We start from the raw sequence: 18,096 nt of genomic DNA, 5'->3' as shown, positions 1-18,096 counted from the left end.
CATATATATGACTGCATGTTTGTATAAAAACACAGCGCTTCAGCTGCCATAACAATCGACCAGGGTTCGCTTCATGACCAACCCCTATCTGCCCGCCATCACCGGCGTCGATACCCATGCCCATATCTTTCGCCAAGACCTGCCGATGGTGGCCAACCGTCGCTACAGCCCGGACTACGATGCGCTGATCGAGCAGTACCTTGCTCACCTGGATCAGCATGGCCTGTCCCATGGCGTACTGATCCAGCCCAGTTTCCTGGGCACCGACAACAGCTTCATGGTCCAGGCCCTGCGCCGCTTTCCAGAGCGCCTGCGCGCTGTGGCGGTCGTCGATGCGACGGTCAGCGATCAGCAGCTGGATGCGCTGGCTGACGTTGGCGTGGTCGGTATCCGCCTGAACCTGATCGGCAAGCACCTGGCAGACTATGCCGGGCCCGAGTGGACCGCATTGTTCAAACGCCTGGCTGCGCGCGGCTGGCAGGTGGAAATCCAGCGTGGTTTCGATGACCTGGCATTGATCGTGCCGGCGATCCTCGCCTGTGGCGTGGATGTGGTGGTCGATCATTTTGGTCTGCCTGGCGAAGGGATCGACCCGCGAAAGGACAGCCACCGCACTTTCCTTCACCTGCTCAGCGAACCGAAGCTGTGGCTGAAGCTGTCTGCCGGGTATCGCAGCCAGACCGATCTGGCCAAAGCGCAGGTACTTCTGGCGCAGATACGGCAAGCGGCGGGTGGCCTGGAGCGCTTGCTGTGGGGGAGCGACTGGCCCAATACCCAGTTCGAACGCCAGACCAGCTACGCCGATCAGTATGCCTTCTTCGAAGCGCTGCTCCCCGATGCGGGCGAGCGTGCCCAGGTGCTGAGACTCAACCCGGCGAAGCTGTTCGGCTTCGACCGTTCGCGCTGATACTTACACAATAACAACAGGACACTTTCAACATGATGAGCATGCTCGTCGTCGCGGCCATCGTCGTCGCCGTGGCCCTCGGTTACAAGACCAAGATCAACATCGGCCTTTTCGCCATCGCCTTTGCCTATCTGATCGGTTGTTTCGGCATGGGCCTGAGCCCTTCGGAGGTCATCGGCCTGTGGCCGCTCAAGATCTTCTTCGTGATCTTCTCGGTCTGCCTGTTCTACAGCTTCGCCACGGTCAATGGCACCTTGGAGAAGCTGGCCGAGCACCTTATCTACCGCTGCCGGGCAGTGCCGCAGTTGCTGCCGTTCGCCGTGTTCTTCGCCGCCACCGTGATCGCCGCGATGGGGGCGGGGTACTACACCGTGCTGGCGTTCATGGCGCCGATTACCCTGCTGCTGTGCGAGCGTACCCGCATGAGCCTGATCGTCGGCGGCATGGCCGTGAACTATGGCGCGCTCAGCGGGGCCAACTTCATGTCCAGCCAGAGCGGCATCATCTTCCGCGGGCTGATGACCAATGCCGGCGTGAGCGACAACCAGGCGTTCATCAACGCGGCCGGTATCTTCGTCAGCACCTTGGTCATCCCATTGCTGGTGATCGGGGTATTCGTCTTCCTCACCGGCCATGGCCGCGCGTTGAAGGCTTCGGCCGTTGCTGTCGAGGCGCCAGCGGCGCTCAACAGCCAGCAGCGAACCACGTTGTGGTTGACCCTGGCGATGATGCTGATGGTGCTGGCTGCGCCGGTGGCCAGCATCGCCCTGCCGGGCAATGCCACGGTAGCCTTCATCAACGCCAAGGTGGATATCGGCCTGATCGCCAGCCTGTTCTCGGTGATCGCCCTGTTGCTCAAGCTCGGTGACGAACGCAAGGCCATGGCGACCGTGCCCTGGGGCACGCTGATCATGATCTGTGGTGTGGGCATGCTGATTTCCGTGGCGATCAAGGCCGGCACCATCGACATTCTCGCCTCCTGGATCGGCACCAGCATCCCGCCAATCATGGTGCCGGTGGTATTCGGTGCGGTGGCGGCATTCATGTCCATCTTCTCCAGCACCTTGGGCGTCGTGACGCCGGCGCTGTTCCCCATGGTGCTGCCGATTGCACAGAACATGGGTATCGAGCCCATGATCCTGTTCATTGCCATCGTTGCGGGTGCCCAAGCCACCTCGATCTCGCCGTTTTCCTCCGGCGGCAGCCTGATTCTGGGCTCCTGCAGCAACGAGAAGAGCCGCGCTTCGTTGTTCCCGCAGTTGCTGTTCAAGGCGGCGCCCATCGGCTTCGTGGCGGCGCTGGCGTTCAATGTGCTGCTGACCTTCGTGCTCTGACGTTCAAAAGCATGAAAAAAAACCGCAGCCTGGCTGCGGTTTTTTCATGCTTGTCGTTGCAGTGACTAGAACCGGAACCGGCTGATCATCTGCTGCAACTGCCCACCCAGGCGCGCCAGCTCGACACTGGAAGCGGACGTCTGCTGGCTGGCCTGCGCCGTCTGCTCGGAAATATCCCTCACTGTCACCACGCTACGGCTGATCTCTTCGGCCACCGCGCTCTGCTGCTCGGAAGCCGCAGCAATCTGCTGGTTCATCGATTGAATCCCCGAAACGCGTTGGGTTATGCCTTCCAGCGCTACCCCGGCTTCACGCACCAGCGCCACGCTGCTCTGGGTCAGGCTCTGGCTTTCGTCCATCAGTTCGCTCACTGAGCGGGTGCCTTCTTCCAGGCTGCCGATGGCCGACTCGATTTCCAGGGTCGACGCCTGGGTACGTTGCGCCAGGCTGCGCACTTCATCGGCCACCACGGCAAAGCCACGGCCAGCCTCACCAGCGCGTGCTGCTTCGATCGCGGCATTGAGCGCCAGCAGGTTGGTCTGCTCCGCCACTGCCTTGATAACGTCCATGACCTTGCCGATACGCTGGCTCTCGTTGCGTAGCGCACCCATGGCTTGGCCAGTGGCGTCCACCTGGTTGGCCAGCCGGCCGATCTGAGCGACGGCGCGGTTGGCCACACTTTCCCCTTCGCGTGCTTCCTCGTCCGTGGCACTGGCGGCCTGCGAGGCCTCACCGGCGTTGCGCGCCACTTCATGCACGGTGGCGGCCATTTCCTGCATGGCCGTGGCAACCTGATCGGTTTCCACTTTCTGGCTGCTGGCGCCGGCGCTGGTCTGCTCGGTGATGGCCGACAGTTCTTCAGTGGCACTGGCAATCTGCGAAATACCGTCGCGCACCTGCGCGATCAAGTCGCGCAGGTTGCCGGTCATGCCCTGCAACGCATTTTGCAACTGGCCGACTTCGTCGCGGCGGCGGCTGGCCGGTTGCTCGCTGAGGTCTCCGGCGGCTACCTGCTGCATGGCACGCAAGGCCTGCTGCAGCGGCGCGCTGATCTGGCGGGCGATGATGAGCGCGGCAAAGATGCCCATGAGCAGCGCCAGCAGCGTGGTGAAGATCTGCAGGTTCTTGGCGAACTGGCTGTCGCTGACCACCGATACCGCCTGGGCGTCGAGCAGTTCACCGATCAGGCCTGTGAGCGTGTTTATGTCGCTGGCCATGGCGTTGCGGCACGCGACCAGCTTGCTCACTTCTCCACGGAAAGCTTCGACCGCCTCGGCATAGGCGCGAACCTGTTGGTTCAGGGTGGCGAACTGTGCGTCGAAGCTGCCATTGAAACGCGCCACCAGCCCTGGCAACTCGTTCACCGTGGTGGCGATCTGTGCGTTCATCAGTTTTTCGGTGTCGGCGTTGGTGTTACCGGTGTAGCCGCGTACGTGGTAGCGGAGCAGGATCAGGTTCTCGCGGATCTGGTTGATCGCTTCGCTGCGTACAACGCGTTGCTCGGCATCGGGCAGGGCGCGTACCTGGGTGCGAATGGCCTCGATGCTGGCGAACGAACGGGTGGCGAGGGCGCCCATTTCCTTTTGTGCCGCGCGCATTTTCTGGTACGACTGGAAGCTCTGCGCCTGGTTGGCGGCATACCCGCGAAGGGTCTGCTCGGCCTTGTCGATCAACGCCAGGCTCTGTGGCTTGACCAAGGTCCCACGCAGTTTCGCCAGCGGCGTCTGGAACGCTTCAAGCGCGCCCTGCAACGCCTTGCCTTCGTTTTCTGCGCCATTGGCGATGGCGTGGCGCAGGCGCGCCTCACGCAGGTCGCCCAAGGCATCGTTGAGGCGCGACACCTCACTGACCACCTCGCTGCGGCGTACCAGGCTGCCCATGCCTTCCCAGCTGATCAGCGACTGGAGCAAGGTCAGGCCCAGCACCAGGCCGAAACCGAGGAAGAGTTTGTGGGCGATCCTGAGGTCGCCTATCCAGGTAAGCATGCTGCTGAGCTCCTTTTCTTGTGCGTTGGAGGAGACCGGAGGTCCGTTCCTTCTGGTAGATACAGTCATCTATATGTTTAATCGGCAGATGTAACAAAATCTGAACACTGATATCAAGAAGATTGGCGTCAAAATGCCATCATGCGGCACCGCGGGCGCTGTGCCCGACGTGCCTGGCTTGCCAGCAACAGGCGTTCCTGTGCAAATTTGTGGCTTATTGCGGCCTGCGTGCCTCAAATGACAAAAGCCCCTCAGGGAACAAGGACGATGAGTCATTCCTCGCAATTCACCTTGCTCGGCAAGCGGCGCTTCCTGCCGTTTTTCATCACCCAGTCGCTGGGTGCCTTCAACGACAACCTGTTCAAGCAGTCGCTGATCTTGGCGATCCTGTTCAAGCTCAGCCTTGGCGACGGGGACCGCTCGATCTGGGTCAACCTTTGCGCGCTGCTGTTCATCCTGCCGTTCTTCCTGTTTTCGGCACTGGGCGGGCAGTTTGGCGAGAAGTTCGCCAAGGACGCCTTGATCCGCGCGATCAAGCTGGCCGAAATTGCCATCATGGCCATCGGTGCGCTCGGTTTTGTCAGCGATAACCTGCTGCTGATGCTGGTGGCGCTGTTCTGCATGGGCACCCATTCGGCGCTGTTCGGCCCGGTGAAGTATTCGATCCTGCCCCAGGCGCTGCGTGAAGAAGAGTTGGTGGGTGGCAACGGCCTGGTGGAGATGGGCACCTTCCTCGCCATTCTCGCCGGCACCATTGGCGCCGGGGTGATGATGGCCAGCGACAGCTACGCCACGGTGGTGGCGGGCGGGGTGGTGGGCACCGCAGTGCTGGGCTACCTGGCCAGCCGCTGGATCCCGCGTGCGGCGGCCGTATCACCGCAAATGCCACTGGACTGGAACATCTTCAAGCAGTCGTGGGTGATCCTGCGCATGGGGTTGGGGCAACCGCCCGCGGTGTCGCGTTCGATCGTCGGCAACTCGTGGTTCTGGTTCGTCGGCGCCATCTACCTGACCCAGATCCCGGCCTACGCCAAGGATTGGCTGCATGGTGACGGCACGGTGGTGACCTTGGTGCTGACCCTGTTCTCGGTGGGTATCGCCTTGGGCTCGTTATTGTGTGAGCGGCTCAGTGGGCGCAAGGTCGAGATTGGCCTGGTGCCTTTCGGCTCGTTTGGCCTGACGCTGTTCGGGCTGCTCTGGTGGTGGCACTCCGGTGATGTGCCGGCCGGCGCAGCGCCGCACGACTGGCTGGCACTGCTGGGCATGAGCCAGGCCTGGTGGATCCTGGTGTCGATCGTCGGCCTTGGGGTATTCGGCGGCTTCTATATCGTGCCGCTGTACGCGCTGATCCAGGCGCGCACCGCCGAGGGCCAGCGCGCGCGAGTCATCGCCGCCAACAATATTCTCAATGCCTTGTTCATGGTGGTGTCGGCCATCCTCACCATCGTCCTGCTGGGCCTTGCGGACCTGAGCATCCCGCAGCTGTTCCTGGTGGTGTCGCTGCTCAATATCCTGGTCAACGCTTACATCTTCAGGATCGTGCCCGAGTTCACCATGCGCTTTTTGATCTGGCTGTTGAGCCACTCGATGTACCGCGTGGAGCATCGCGACCTCGAACGCATCCCCGACGAAGGCGCAGCGCTGCTGGTGTGCAACCATGTGTCATTCGTGGACGCGCTGCTGCTCGGCGGGGCGATCCGCCGCCCGATCCGGTTCGTGATGTACTACAAGATCTACAACCTGCCGGTGCTCAATTTCGTGTTCCGCACCGCAGGTGCCATCCCGATTGCCGGGCGCAATGAAGACCAGGCCACTTACGAGCGCGCGTTCGCCCGTATCGCCGAGTACCTGGCGGCGGGGGAGGTGGTGTGCATTTTCCCGGAAGGCAAGTTGACCGGCGATGGCGAGATCGATGTGTTCCGCGGTGGTGTCAGCCGCATTCTCGAAGAAACGCCGGTGCCGGTGATTCCACTGGCGCTGCAGGGGCTGTGGGGCAGTTTCTTCAGCCGCGATCCGGGCAAGGGGTTCTTCAAGCGCTTGTGGTCGCGGGTGACCATCGTCGCCGGAGCGTCCATCCCGGTGGAGGTGGCGCAGCCTGAGTTGCTGCGTGAGCAGGTCAGCCGCTTGCGCGGCGACCTGCGTTAGGCATAAGCCGTCAGCTGGCGCTGACTTTCAGGCCGATCAGGCCGGTAACGATCAGCGCCACACTGACCAGCCGCACCAGGGCCATGGATTCACCGAACAGGATGATCCCGGCGATCACTGTGCCGACGGCACCTACGCCGGTCCAGATGGCATAGGCGGTGCCCAGCGGCAGCTCTTTCATGGCCAGGCCCAGCAGGCCCAGGCTGATGACCATGGCGCCGACGGTTAGCACGGTGGGAAGCGGGCGGGTGAAACCGTCGGTGTATTTGAGGCCGACAGCCCAGCCGACTTCGAACAGGCCGGCGAAGAACAGGATGATCCAGGACATGAGTGAGTCTCCATCGTTTGAATGATGGGGCCGTCCCCGGAATGGTCACGCGGTGCGTCGTGAGGTCGTCCTCACCGTGGGCATGATAGTGCAGCTGCAAGCTGCAAGCTGCAAGCAGTACGGCGTCGTTTTGGGCGCCGCGGTACCGCTTTTGATTTTTCTTGCAGCTTGCAGCTCCAAGCCGCGTCAGACCCCTTGCGGAATCTCTTCGCCGCCCAGCGCTTCGAACAGCACCGGCAGGAATTCGCTGAAGGTCATCATCATCAGCAGGAAGCTGGCATCGAACTGCTGCGCCGCTTCATCGCCGCCATCCTGTTCGGCCTGCTCCTGCAGCAACTCCTCGAACTTCAGGCGCTTGATCACCATCTTGTCGTCGAGCACGAACGACAGCTTGTCCTGCCAGGCCAAGGCCAGCTGGGTAACCACCTTGCCAGTGCTCAGGTGCAGCTGGATTTCCTCGCCGGTCAGGTCCTGGCGCTTGCAGCGCACGATGCCGCCATCTTCGGCGGTGTCGCGCAACTCGCATTCATCCAGCACATAGAACCCTTCGGCAGCCTGCTGCGACTTGACCCAGTCGGTCATGGTCGCGGCCGGTGCGATCTTGACCGTGGCAGGGCGCACCGGCAGCGAGCCCATCACCTCACGCAGGGTCGACAGCAGGTCTTCGGCGCGCTTGGCGCTGGCCGAGTTGACCAGGATCATGCCCAGGCGCGGGGCGATGGCGGCGAAGATCATCGAGCGGCGGATGAACGCGCGCGGCAGGAAGGCCTGGATGATCTCGTCCTTGATCTGGTCGCGTTCCTTTTTATAGACCTTGCGCATCTGCTCGGTCTCGATCTCTTCGACCTTCTCTTTGACAGCATCGTTTACGACGCTGCTTGGCAGGATGCGTTCTTCCTTGCGCGCGGCAATCAGCAGGAACTCGCCGCTGACGTGCACCAGGGGAGCGTCTTCGCCTTTGCCGAACGGCGCGACGAAACCATAAGTGGTCAGCTCCTGGCTGGCGCAGGGGCGGGCCGGCTTGCTGGCCAGGGCGGCCTCCAGTGCTTCAGCCTCGAACGGGACATCCTGGGTCAGGCGGTAGGTCAGCAGGTTCTTGAACCACATGAGGGTGAGTCTCTCCTTAATGCATAAGGGGGGCATTATTCTCCGTGCAGCCGTTCCAGGCCAGCCCTGTCATCGGGCCAGCAGCCATATAGAGGAAAGAAACCGTAGACGGCGCTAGGTCTTTGAAAGGCCTGAGAATTTTTTTTAGAAAAGTTGAAAAATGTGCTTGCCAGGGTGGCGCTCCCTCCGTAGAATGCGCGCCACACCGAGACGAAGGGTGATTAGCTCAGCCGGGAGAGCATCTGCCTTACAAGCAGAGGGTCGGCGGTTCGATCCCGTCATCACCCACCACTCGATGTATAGCGCAGCGGTAGTTCAGTCGGTTAGAATACCGGCCTGTCACGCCGGGGGTCGCGGGTTCGAGTCCCGTCCGCTGCGCCATATTCCACTTCCAGGGCCCACTGAACACCCGGAAGTAAAAAAAGAAGCGACCTTAGGGTCGCTTTTTTTGTTTGTGCTGTTTGAATCTTTTCAATTTTTTTAAAAAAAACAGCCCAACGACTTGCCACGCTTGCGCTTGCTCCGTAGAATGCGCGCCTCACCGAGACGAAGGGTGATTAGCTCAGCCGGGAGAGCATCTGCCTTACAAGCAGAGGGTCGGCGGTTCGATCCCGTCATCACCCACCACTCGATGAATAGCGCAGCGGTAGTTCAGTCGGTTAGAATACCGGCCTGTCACGCCGGGGGTCGCGGGTTCGAGTCCCGTCCGCTGCGCCATATTCCACTTCCAGGGCCCACTGAACACCCGGAAGTAACAAAAAAAGCGACCTTAGGGTCGCTTTTTTTGTGTCTGCGCCGTGCGCTCAGCCCACGTGCTCTTCCTTGCGTAGCGTCAGCACCTCGACCCCATCCTCGGTCACCGCGACGGTATGTTCCCACTGCGCCGACAGCGTGTGGTCACGGGTAATCACCGTCCACCCGTCCTTCAAGGTCCGCGTGCCACGCCCGCCCTGGTTGATCATCGGCTCGATGGTAAACACCATGCCCGGCTTGAGCTTCATGCCCATGCCGCGCTGGCCGTAATGCAGCACCTCTGGCCCTTCATGCATTTGCTGGCCAATGCCATGGCCGCAGTACTCGCGCACCACGTTGTAGCCCGCCGCCTCGGCATGGGCCTGGACGGCGTGGCCGATGTCGCCAAGCGTCGCCCCCGGGCGCACCTGCTCAATCCCCTTCCACAAGGCCTCATAGGTGGTGTCGACCAGGCGCCGTGCCTCATCGCTGACCGGGCCCAGGCAATACATTTTCGACGAGTCGGCGATATAGCCGCCTTGTTCCAGCGTGATGTCGACGTTGATGATCGACCCTTCACTCAACACCTCATCGGCCTTGGGCATGCCGTGGCAGACCACGTGGTCCACCGAGGTATTGAGCGCGTAGGGGAAACCGTACTGGCCCTTGCTCGCCGGGCGCGCCTTGAGGGTGCCGACGATGAAGGCCTCGGCGCGGTCGTTGATCTGCATGGTGGTCACGCCGGGGCGGATGAAGGTATCGAGGTCGGCGAATACCTGGGCCAGTAAACGGCCGGCGTTGCGCATCAGGTCGAGTTGGGCGGGGGTCTTGAGGATCACCTGGGACATGTGGGTGCAAAGTAGCTCTGAGGCGGAAAGCTTTCAGCATAGCGCCATGGGGCGCCCGGCTGCCACCTGATGGTGCGTCGGTCACCGTTTTGGGGCTGCTGTGCAACCGTTAGCGGCACATGGCTAGCGCCTGTAGGGGCGGCCTTGTGTCGCGAAAGGGCCGCAAAGCGGCCCCAGGGCACAGCTGGCCCAACAATTGCTGAAAGACCACCATCAAGGCCGTCAACGTCGACCGCCTTCAACCCTTCACGACAAAGGCGCCGTGTTGCCCTCGCTTGCCAAGCAAGCCGGGGGCAGCCGGCGCCTTTTGCGTTTGCACCAGGAGACCCCCCCATGGCCAGCACCGAAGTACGCAGCGTCTGCCCCTATTGCGGCGTAGGCTGTGGCATCGTCATGAGCGTGGCCGATGGCAAGGTCAGCAAGATCAGCGGTGACAAGCTGCACCCGAGCAACTTCGGCCGCCTCTGCACCAAAGGCCTCACCGCGCACCTGCCCCTGACCGCCGCCGGGCGCATGGAAAGTGCCTTTGTACGCCAGCAACGCGACCATGAACCGGCGCGCAGCAGCATGGACCAGGCCATCGCCCAGGCTGCCGAGCGCCTGCGCGGCATCATCGACCAGCACGGCCCGGACGCCGTAGCGCTTTACGTCTCCGGGCAGATGTCACTGGAGGCCCAGTACCTGGCCAACAAACTGGCCAAGGGCTTTATCCGCACGCGCCATATCGAGTCCAATTCACGCCTGTGCATGGCCAGCGCCGGCAGCGGCTACAAACTCTCGCTGGGGGCCGATGGCCCGCCCGGCAGTTACCAGGACTTCGAGCGTGCCGAGGTGTTCCTGGTGATCGGTGCCAACATGGCCGACTGCCATCCGATCCTCTTCCTGCGCCTGCTCGACCGGGTAAAGGCTGGAGCGAAACTGATCGTTGTCGACCCGCGGCGCACCGCCACCGCCGACAAGGCCGACCTGTTCCTGCAAGTGCGCCCCGGCAGCGACCTGGCCCTGCTCAACGGCCTGCTGCACCTGCTGCACCGCAATGGCCAGACAAACCGCGCCTTCATTGCCCGCCACACCGAGGGCTGGGAAGCGCTGCCAGCCTTCCTCGAGGACTACACGCCTGAACGCGTCGCGGCCATCACCGGCCTTGCAGAAGATGAAATCCGCCAGGCTGCCGCGTTGATCGGCAGCGCGGGTGAGTGGATGAGCTGCTGGACCATGGGCCTGAACCAGAGCGTGCACGGCACCTGGCATACCAATGCGCTGTGCAACCTGCACCTGGCCACCGGCGCCATCTGCCGCCCCGGCAGTGGGCCGTTCTCGCTGACCGGCCAGCCCAATGCCATGGGTGGCCGTGAGATGGGCTACATGGGGCCGGGGCTGCCGGGCCAACGTTCGGCGCTGATCGACGCCGACCGTAGTTTTGTCGAAGCGCAATGGGACCTGGCACCGGGCAGCCTGCGAGCAGAAAGCGGCGAGGGCACGGTAGCGCTGTTCGAGCAGATGAAAACGGGTGAAGTGAAGGCCTGCTGGATCATCTGCAGCAACCCGGTGGCCAGCGTCGCCAACCGCCAGCAGGTGATCGATGGCCTGCGCCAGGCGCAGCTTGTGATCACCCAGGATGCCTTTCTCGACACCGAAACCAACCCTTACGCCGACATTCTCCTGCCCGCCGCCCTCTGGGCTGAAGGTGAGGGCGTGATGATCAACAGCGAACGCAACCTCACACTGATGCCTCGCGCCGTGGCTGCACCAGGCCAGAGCTTGCCGGACTGGCAGATCATCGCCCGGGTCGCCTGTGCCATGGGTTATGCCGAGGCCTTCGATTACCCCGACGCCGAAGCGGTGTATGACGAAATCCGCCGCTTCCACAACCCGCTCACCGGCTACGACCTGCGTGGGGTCGGCTACCCGCAACTGCGTGACAAGCCGCACCAGTGGCCTTGCGCGCCGGGCCGCGTGGACGACCGCAGCCCCGTGCGTTACATCGAAGAAGGCGCACCCTCGTCCCTGGTGTTCCCTACAGCCAGTGGCAAGGCCCGCTTCTTCGCCCGGCCCTGGCTGCCCGCGTCGGAGTTGCCGGACGCCGATTACCCGCTGGTGCTCAATACCGGCCGCGTGCAACACCAGTGGCACACCCTGACCAAGACCGGCAAGGTACCGGCGCTGAACAGGCTGGAGCCCGGCCCCTTTGTCGAACTCCACCCCGAGGATGCCGCGCGGCTGGGTATCCAGGACAAGGACCAGGTGGCGATCCGCTCGCGCCGTGGCCGGGCCGTGCTGCCGGCGCGGGTCAGCGACCGGGTCATGCCGGGCGATTGCTTCGCGCCGTTCCACTGGAACGATGTGATCGGCGAGCACCTGGCAATCAATGCCGTGACTTGCGATGCGGTCGACCCGCTGTCGCTGCAGCCTGCCCTCAAGCACTGCGCCGTGGCCCTTGAGCGGGTTGCCGGCGAGCGCATCGATGCCCTCGACCTTGGCACCACCACCCTTGCCCCGGAGCCTGCCCGCGTGCTGCTGGCCATGCCCCCCGGCCCGCCCCGACATCAGGTGTTGTGGGCCTCGCAGACCGGCAATGGCGAGGCGCTGGCCGAGCGCTGCGCAGAGCGTTTGCACGGCGCAGGGCTGCAGGTACAGCTCAGTTGCATGGAGGCGGTCAGCCCAAGCCAGCTGCAGGGTGCGGCCAGTGTGCTGCTGATTGCCAGCACCTTCGGCGATGGTGATGCGCCCGACAGCGCCACCGCGTTTTGGCGGGCGCTGCAGGGCGAGGAGGGCGCCCACTGCGCCGAGCTGCCTTATGCCGTGCTGGCCCTTGGCGACTCAAGTTACGCCCAGTTCTGTGGGTTTGGTCGCAAGCTCGACCAGCGCCTGGCCGAATTGGGGGGGCGCCGCCTGCTGCCGCGCGTCGATTGTGAACCGGATTTCGATGAGGCGTTTGCCGCTTGGCTCGACGCGCTTTTGCCCGAGCTGGGCAGCGCTGCCGTGGCGCTACCGGTCAACGAGCCCGCACTCGCTGCGCCCTACAGCAAGCAACGGCCGTGGGCGGCCACCCTGCTGGAAAACAACCTGCTCAGTGGCCCCGGGTCAAGCAAGGAAACCCGCCAGCTGGTGTTCGACCTTCCAGCCAGCGGCTTCACCTATGCAGCGGGCGATGCGCTGGGCGTGTGGCCCCGCAACTGCCCGGCGCTGGTGGAGGAATTGCTGGCACTCATGCGGCAGGACGGCCAGGCCCAGGTCGAACTCAAGGGCCTGCCGCCCATGCCGTTGGCTCAGGCCTTGGCGTCGCACCTGGAAATTGCCAGGGTCAGCCCACAGCAACTGCAGGTGTTCAGCCAGCAGGCTGAGGACCTGCGGCACCTGTTGCAGCCTGAACGCAAGGCCGCACTGCAGGATTGGCTGTGGGGCCGGCAGTTGGTTGACGTTCTGCGCGCGTTTCCACAGGACCTTCCGCTGGCAACCTGGCTCGACCTGCTCAAACCCTTGCAACCGCGACTGTACTCGATCAGCTCAAGCCCATTGGCCCACCCTGGCCAGGTGCATTTGACCGTCTCTACCGTGCGTTATGGCCAGCGAAAAGGGGTGTGCTCAAGCTTCCTCGCTGACCGGGGGCAGGCTGTGAAGGTGGCGATCTTCCCCCAGGCCTCCAGGCATTTTCGCCTGCCTGATGACGATGATGTACCGCTGATCATGATTGGCCCCGGTACAGGCATCGCACCGTTTCGTGCGTTCCTCGAAGAGCGTGAAGCGCGGGGTGCAAAAGGGGAAAACTGGCTGTTCTTCGGCGAGCAATATGCAGCCACCGACTTTTACTACCAGGAGCAGTTGCAGGCCTGGCAAGCGAGCGGACACCTGCGCCTGGATACAGCGTTTTCCCGCGACCAGGCAGAAAAAATCTATGTGCAGCAGCGGATGCGTGAGCAGGGCGCGCAAGTGTGGCAGTGGCTGGAGGCGGGGGCGTACTTCTATGTCTGTGGTGATGCTCAGCGCATGGCCAAGGATGTGGATGCGGTGCTGCGCGAAATTATTGCCGAGCATGGGGGCGTGGACGCCGATGCGTATGTGCAGGCGTTGAGCAAGGCCAAGCGTTATCGGCGCGACGTTTACTGAAGTGCTCCAGGATGGGGAGCCATGCACCTTGAATGTGCATGGTTTGGGCTGGCCCTATCGCCGGCAAGCCGGCTCCTGCAAGGGCTCCGCTGCTCTCAATCCCTTTGCTGCACCTGTGGGAGCGGCTTGCCGGCGATAGGGCCGTAACTGGCAACATAACTGGCACATTCCGTGCTTTATCTCCAACACAACAAGCCCCACTGATCAACGGCGATCAACCGGGGGCACACCGTGATGAATACAGGCAAAGGCGCCTGGAGCTTCGGCTCCAGGCGCTTTTTTTTTGATCGAGGATCGGCTTATGAAGGCAACAGCGAGCAGCGGGCAACGAGAGCGACTGGTCATCGTCGGCAACGGCATGGTGGGCCACCATTGCGTCGAGCAACTGGTCGAACGCGGCGCGCTGGCGCGCTTCGAGCTGCGTGTGTTCGGCGAGGAGCGCCAGCGCGCCTACGACCGCGTGCACCTGTCTGAATACTTCGGCGGCAGCTGTGCCGAAACCCTGGCGCTGTGCGAGCAGGGCTTCTATGGCGTCAACGGTGTGCACCTGCACCTGGGTGAAGCGGTGCTGCAAATCGACCGCGAGCGCTGTGAAGTGGTTACCGCCGAAGGCCGCTACGGGTATGACCAGCTGATCCTGGCCACCGGTTCCTACCCCTTCGTGCCCCCGATCGAGGGCTCCAGCGGCAACGCGCGCCTGGTCTATCGCACCCTCGACGACCTCGACGCGATACGCGCCGCTGCCGTTGATGCCACCCGTGGCGTGGTGGTTGGCGGCGGCCTGCTGGGCCTCGAGGCAGCTAACGCCCTTAAGTCCCTGGGCCTTCAAGCGCATGTGGTGGAGTTCGCCCCGCGGCTGATGCCGGTGCAACTGGATGCTGAAGGCGGCGCCGCGCTCAAGGCGCAGATCGAAGCCCTGGGCGTCGGCGTGCACCTGTCGCGCGCTACCCAGTCGATCAGCGATGGTGAGGCCTACCGCTACCGGATGAATTTCGACGGTGGCGAACACTTGGAAACCGACCTGGTCGTGTTCTCTGCCGGCATCCGCCCGCAGGACGCCCTGGGCCGTGCCTGCGGCCTGGAGATCGCCGCGCGCGGCGGGGTGGTGATCGACAATCACTGCCGCTCCAGCGACCCACGCATCTTCGCCATCGGTGAATGCGCCTCGTGGAACGGCAGCGTGTTCGGCCTGGTTGCTCCGGGCTACAGCATGGCGCGCAACCTGGCGGCGCTGCTGTTGGGCGAGGCGGCCGGGGAATTCACCGGGGCCGACATGTCGACCAAGCTCAAGCTGCTGGGCGTCGATGTCGGCTCCATCGGCGACGCCCATGGCGCCACGCCCGGCTCGCGCAGCTACCGCTTCATCGACGAGGCCAACGCCGCCTATCGCCGGCTGGTGGTCGATGCCAGCGGCAAGTATGTGCTCGGTGCGGTGCTGGTGGGCGACAACAGCTACTACGACACACTGCTGCAATACGCTCAGAACGGCATCGCCCTGCCTGCCGACCCGGCGGCGCTGATCCTGCCGCAAAGCGGTGGCGCACCGGCCCTGGGCGCCGATGCGCTGCCTGACAGCGCGACCATCTGCTCGTGCCACAACGTCAGCAAGGGCGCAGTGTGCGCAGCGATCGACAGTGGTTGCGCCGACCTTGCCGCGGTCAAAGGCTGCACCAAAGCGGCGACCGGCTGTGGCGGCTGCGCGGCGTTGCTCAAGCAAGTGTTCGAGCATGAACTCACCGCCCGTGGCGTGACCGTGGACAAGAGCCTGTGCGAGCACTTCGCCTACACCCGCCAGGAGCTGTACGGGCTGGTGCGGGTGGGTGGCATACGCACCTTCAACGATTTGCTGGCGCGCCATGGCAAGGGCCATGTCGGCTGCGACATCTGCAAGCCGGCGGTGGGCAACATCCTCGCTTCGTGCTGGAACCAGCCGATCATGGACCCTGCGCTGGTGCCACTGCAGGACACCAACGACACCTTCATGGCCAACATGCAGAAAAACGGTACCTACTCGGTGGTGCCGCGCATTCCCGGCGGCGAAATCACCCCGGACAAACTGATCGTGATCGGTCAGGTGGCCAAGAAGTACGACCTTTACACCAAGATCACCGGCGGCCAGCGCATCGACCTGTTCGGCGCCCAGTTGCACGAGCTGCCGCTGATCTGGGGCGAGCTGATCGAGGCCGGCTTCGAGACTGGCCACGCCTATGGCAAATCGACCCGCACGGTGAAGTCCTGCGTAGGCAGCACCTGGTGCCGCTACGGTGTGCAGGACAGCGTCGCCATGGCGCTGCGCCTGGAGGACCGCTACAAGGGCCTGCGCAGCCCGCACAAGCTCAAGTTCGCGGTCTCTGGCTGCACCCGCGAATGTGCCGAGGCGCAAAGCAAGGACATCGGCGTGATCGCCACCGACAAAGGCTGGAACCTTTACGTCTGTGGCAATGGCGGCATGCGCCCACGGCATGCCGAACTGTTCGCTACCGACCTGGACGACGAGACCCTGGTGCGCCTGATCGACCGCGTGCTGATGTTCTACATCCGCACCGCCGACAAGCTGCAGCGCACGTCGGTATGGCGCGAAAGCCTGGACGGCGGCCTGGACTACCTCAAGCAGGTGATCCTCGACGACAGCCTGGGCCTGGCTGCCGAGCTGGAAGCGCAGATGCAGCATGTGGTCGAGCAGTACGAATGCGAATGGGCCAACGCCCTCAACGACCCGGAAAAGCTCAAGCGCTTCCGTACGTTCGTCAACGATCGACGCGCCGACCCGGACGTGCATTTTGTCCGCGAGCGTGAACAGCGTCGCCCCGCTGCACCCCTGCACCTGATCCCTACCGTCGAGGAGGCTGTGTGATGAACCTGTCCAATGCTGCTGTGGCAAAGCAACCCAACTGGCAAGCGGTGTGCAACACCGATGACCTGGTCGCCGACTCTGGTGTGGTGGTGTGGCTCGATGGCACCCAGGTCGCCTTGTTCTACCTGCCTGGGCAGGCGCAGAGCCTGTACGCGGTGGACAACCGCGACCCACGCTCCGGAGCCAACATCATTGGCCGCGGGCTGGTGGGCAGCCTGCAAGGCGAGCTGGTGGTGGCAGCACCGCTGTACAAACAGCACTTCAGCCTGCACAGCGGTGCGTGCCTGGAAGATCCCGGCCAGCGGTTACGTGTGTGGCCGGTACGAATGAACGGGGAGGCGGTGGAAGTGGCAGTGGCCTGATCCCGGCTCTTGCCTGTCTCTTGCGTTGCTTTTGCTTTGCTTTGCTTTTGCTTCTAAGCGCGCGATAGCTCAGTCGCCGCCGATTGCGACTTCAGGAGGCCGAGCGCAGGTCTTGCGAAGGGAGGTGACGGGCATGGATGCCCGTCAAGCGCTGCGGCCCATGGATGGGCCGTCAGCGCGGTCCTCCCGGGAGCAAGGCCGGAGCGAGGGAACCCCGGAGCGCAGCGTAGGGGCCGGATGATGGGAGCCGACGGTTTTGGTTACTTTGGCCACGACCAAAGTAACCCGCCGTAAGGGCGCAAAGGTGAATCAGCGCCTCCATGGCGAATGGATATTCACCCGATCTGAAAGCCGCAAGCCGCAAGCCGCAAGCCGCAAGCCGCGCGACCCGGATACGCCACAGGTGGCGATGCGGTAAGCTTGGCGCATGAACCTCGACACCCGCATTAAGTACCGCCACCTGCTGTGCTTCCTGGAGATTGCCCGGCAGGGCAGCCTGGCCAGGGCCGCCGACATTCTGGCGATCAGCCAGCCGGCAATTTCCAAGACCCTCAAGGAGCTTGAAGACCTGCTCGAGACGCGCCTGTTCGAGCGCAGCCGCCAGGGCGTCGAGCTGACCCCGGCCGGCACCCGCTTCATGCATTACGCCGGGCCCAGCGTGCAGGCCCTGCGCGATGGCGTGAGCAGCTTGCGCGGTGAAGCGCGGGCGCCGTCGCAGGTGCGCATCGGCGTGCTGTCCACGGTCGAAGGCCTGCTGATGCCCGAGGTGCTGTGCCGCCTGCATCAACGCCATGAAGCGTTGCTGATCAGCGTGGTGACCGGCGCCAGTGCACAGTTGCTCGGCCAGTTGCGCCTGGGCGAACTGGAACTGGTGGTCGGGCGCATGACCGACAGCCCACAGATCCAGGGGTTGTCGTTCGAACACCTGTACAGCGAGTCGATGGCCCTGGTCGTGCGCCCCGGGCACCCCTTGCTGGCCAGTATGCAGGTAGACCGATCACGCGTTGGCCGTTATCCACTGGTGCTCCCACCACCGGGCACTACCATTCGCCAGCACGCCGACAGCCTGTTCGTGCAATGCGGCATTCAACTGCCGGCGCAGCGCCTGGAGACCCTTTCGCTGGCCTTGAGCCGCCGCTACCTGCTGGGCAGTGATGCTGTGTGGGTGGCGCCGCGTGATGCGGTGCTGCTTGACCTGCGCCGCGGTGAGTTGGCCGAGCTCGATCTGGGGGTGCGGGAGCCAGGCGGGTCGGTGGGCATCTGCCGCAATGCCGCCTTGGCGCTGAGCCTGCCGGGGCAGTGGGTATGCGATGTGTTGCGTGAAGTGGCGGGGCAATATCGCGAGCGGTTGTACCCGTAAGCTTCGTTGTAGCCGAGCGTTCCTGGC

The 18,096-nt window shown here is 63.5% G+C and carries 11 protein-coding genes and 4 tRNA genes; 11 read left to right on the top strand and 4 right to left on the bottom strand.

Annotation, left to right across the window (positions count from 1 at the left end; genetic code table 11):
* Positions 1-73: 73 nt before the first annotated feature.
* Together IWW33_RS05045 and IWW33_RS05040 are read left to right on the top strand one after the other, a co-directional pair.
* A complete protein-coding gene (locus tag IWW33_RS05045) occupies positions 74-907 on the top strand; it encodes an amidohydrolase family protein (protein ID WP_119688415.1) in 834 nt (277 codons plus the stop codon).
* A 32-nt stretch (positions 908-939) separates the two neighbouring features.
* A complete protein-coding gene (locus IWW33_RS05040) occupies positions 940-2,241 on the top strand; it encodes an SLC13 family permease (protein WP_046787427.1) in 1,302 nt (433 codons plus the stop codon).
* A gap of 65 nt (positions 2,242-2,306) precedes the next feature.
* Here the strand turns inward: IWW33_RS05040 and IWW33_RS05035 are convergent, their stop codons facing one another.
* Positions 2,307-4,226 (bottom strand): methyl-accepting chemotaxis protein, encoded by a 1,920-nt coding sequence (locus IWW33_RS05035; RefSeq protein ID WP_174142131.1) that lies wholly within the window; start codon positions 4,224-4,226, stop codon positions 2,307-2,309.
* A gap of 267 nt (positions 4,227-4,493) precedes the next feature.
* Between IWW33_RS05035 and IWW33_RS05030 the strand changes: the two genes are divergently transcribed.
* Positions 4,494-6,371, top strand: a complete 1,878-nt coding sequence (locus IWW33_RS05030) for a 1-acyl-sn-glycerol-3-phosphate acyltransferase (RefSeq protein WP_174142132.1) — start codon at positions 4,494-4,496, stop codon at positions 6,369-6,371.
* Between the two features lie 10 nt (positions 6,372-6,381).
* Here IWW33_RS05030 and sugE read toward each other — a convergent pair whose 3' ends face one another.
* Both sugE and rdgC read right to left on the bottom strand, forming a co-directional pair.
* A complete protein-coding gene (sugE, locus tag IWW33_RS05025; RefSeq protein WP_012313171.1) occupies positions 6,382-6,699 on the bottom strand; it encodes a quaternary ammonium compound efflux SMR transporter SugE in 318 nt (105 codons plus the stop codon).
* Positions 6,700-6,885: 186 nt separating this feature from the next.
* Positions 6,886-7,806, bottom strand: a complete 921-nt coding sequence (gene rdgC, locus IWW33_RS05020) for a recombination-associated protein RdgC (protein WP_046787424.1) — start codon at positions 7,804-7,806, stop codon at positions 6,886-6,888.
* Positions 7,807-8,021: 215 nt separating this feature from the next.
* Here rdgC and IWW33_RS05015 point away from each other — a divergent pair.
* From IWW33_RS05015 to IWW33_RS05000, 4 genes are all read left to right on the top strand, one after another.
* Positions 8,022-8,097 (top strand) — tRNA-Val (locus tag IWW33_RS05015).
* A gap of 13 nt (positions 8,098-8,110) precedes the next feature.
* Positions 8,111-8,187: transfer RNA gene (locus IWW33_RS05010), tRNA-Asp, on the top strand.
* A 170-nt stretch (positions 8,188-8,357) separates the two neighbouring features.
* Positions 8,358-8,433: transfer RNA gene (locus IWW33_RS05005), tRNA-Val, on the top strand.
* A 13-nt stretch (positions 8,434-8,446) separates the two neighbouring features.
* A tRNA-Asp gene (locus IWW33_RS05000) sits at positions 8,447-8,523 on the top strand.
* 86 nt (positions 8,524-8,609) lie between these two features.
* Here the strand turns inward: IWW33_RS05000 and map are convergent.
* Entirely contained in the window at positions 8,610-9,386 is a 777-nt protein-coding gene (map, locus tag IWW33_RS04995) for a type I methionyl aminopeptidase (protein WP_161871212.1), read from the bottom strand.
* A 333-nt stretch (positions 9,387-9,719) separates the two neighbouring features.
* Between map and IWW33_RS04990 the strand changes: the two genes are divergently transcribed.
* The 4 genes from IWW33_RS04990 to pcaQ all read left to right on the top strand — a co-directional run bounded on the left by IWW33_RS04990 (position 9,720) and on the right by pcaQ (position 18,069).
* On the top strand, positions 9,720-13,493 hold the full coding sequence (locus IWW33_RS04990) for a bifunctional nitrate reductase/sulfite reductase flavoprotein subunit alpha (protein ID WP_174142133.1): 3,774 nt from the start codon (positions 9,720-9,722) through the stop codon (positions 13,491-13,493).
* 301 nt (positions 13,494-13,794) lie between these two features.
* Positions 13,795-16,347 carry a nitrite reductase large subunit NirB gene (nirB, locus tag IWW33_RS04985; RefSeq protein WP_174142134.1) on the top strand — a complete coding sequence of 851 codons (2,553 nt, stop codon included), beginning with the start codon at positions 13,795-13,797 and terminating at the stop codon, positions 16,345-16,347.
* Positions 16,347-16,709 (top strand): nitrite reductase small subunit NirD, encoded by a 363-nt coding sequence (gene nirD, locus IWW33_RS04980; RefSeq protein WP_046787420.1) that lies wholly within the window; start codon positions 16,347-16,349, stop codon positions 16,707-16,709. The genes nirB and nirD overlap by 1 nt, the downstream gene beginning before the upstream one ends.
* Before the next feature lie 427 nt (positions 16,710-17,136).
* Positions 17,137-18,069 (top strand): pca operon transcription factor PcaQ, encoded by a 933-nt coding sequence (pcaQ, locus tag IWW33_RS04975; protein WP_046787419.1) that lies wholly within the window; start codon positions 17,137-17,139, stop codon positions 18,067-18,069.
* Positions 18,070-18,096 lie beyond the last annotated feature (27 nt).

The organism is Pseudomonas sp. M2, assembly GCF_015751845.1.
GTDB lineage: Bacteria > Pseudomonadota > Gammaproteobacteria > Pseudomonadales > Pseudomonadaceae > Aquipseudomonas > Aquipseudomonas putida_E.
The sequence above is the reverse complement of the archived record's forward strand: the minus strand, read 5'-3'. Positions and strand labels throughout refer to the sequence as shown.

Bases quoted from the DNA above. Each gene is read 5' to 3' on its own strand.
- rdgC (WP_046787424.1), bottom strand. From the start codon at position 7,806: ATGTGGTTCAAGAACCTGCTGACCTACCGCCTGACCCAGGATGTCCCG.
- sugE (WP_012313171.1), bottom strand. From the start codon at position 6,699: ATGTCCTGGATCATCCTGTTCTTCGCCGGCCTGTTCGAAGTCGGCTGG.
- IWW33_RS05045 (WP_119688415.1), top strand. From the start codon at position 74: ATGACCAACCCCTATCTGCCCGCCATCACCGGCGTCGATACCCATGCC.
- IWW33_RS05035 (WP_174142131.1), bottom strand. From the start codon at position 4,226: ATGCTTACCTGGATAGGCGACCTCAGGATCGCCCACAAACTCTTCCTC.
- nirB (WP_174142134.1), top strand. From the start codon at position 13,795: ATGAAGGCAACAGCGAGCAGCGGGCAACGAGAGCGACTGGTCATCGTC.
- IWW33_RS05040 (WP_046787427.1), top strand. From the start codon at position 940: ATGATGAGCATGCTCGTCGTCGCGGCCATCGTCGTCGCCGTGGCCCTC.
- pcaQ (WP_046787419.1), top strand. From the start codon at position 17,137: ATGAACCTCGACACCCGCATTAAGTACCGCCACCTGCTGTGCTTCCTG.
- IWW33_RS05030 (WP_174142132.1), top strand. From the start codon at position 4,494: ATGAGTCATTCCTCGCAATTCACCTTGCTCGGCAAGCGGCGCTTCCTG.
- map (WP_161871212.1), bottom strand. From the start codon at position 9,386: ATGTCCCAGGTGATCCTCAAGACCCCCGCCCAACTCGACCTGATGCGC.
- nirD (WP_046787420.1), top strand. From the start codon at position 16,347: ATGAACCTGTCCAATGCTGCTGTGGCAAAGCAACCCAACTGGCAAGCG.
- IWW33_RS04990 (WP_174142133.1), top strand. From the start codon at position 9,720: ATGGCCAGCACCGAAGTACGCAGCGTCTGCCCCTATTGCGGCGTAGGC.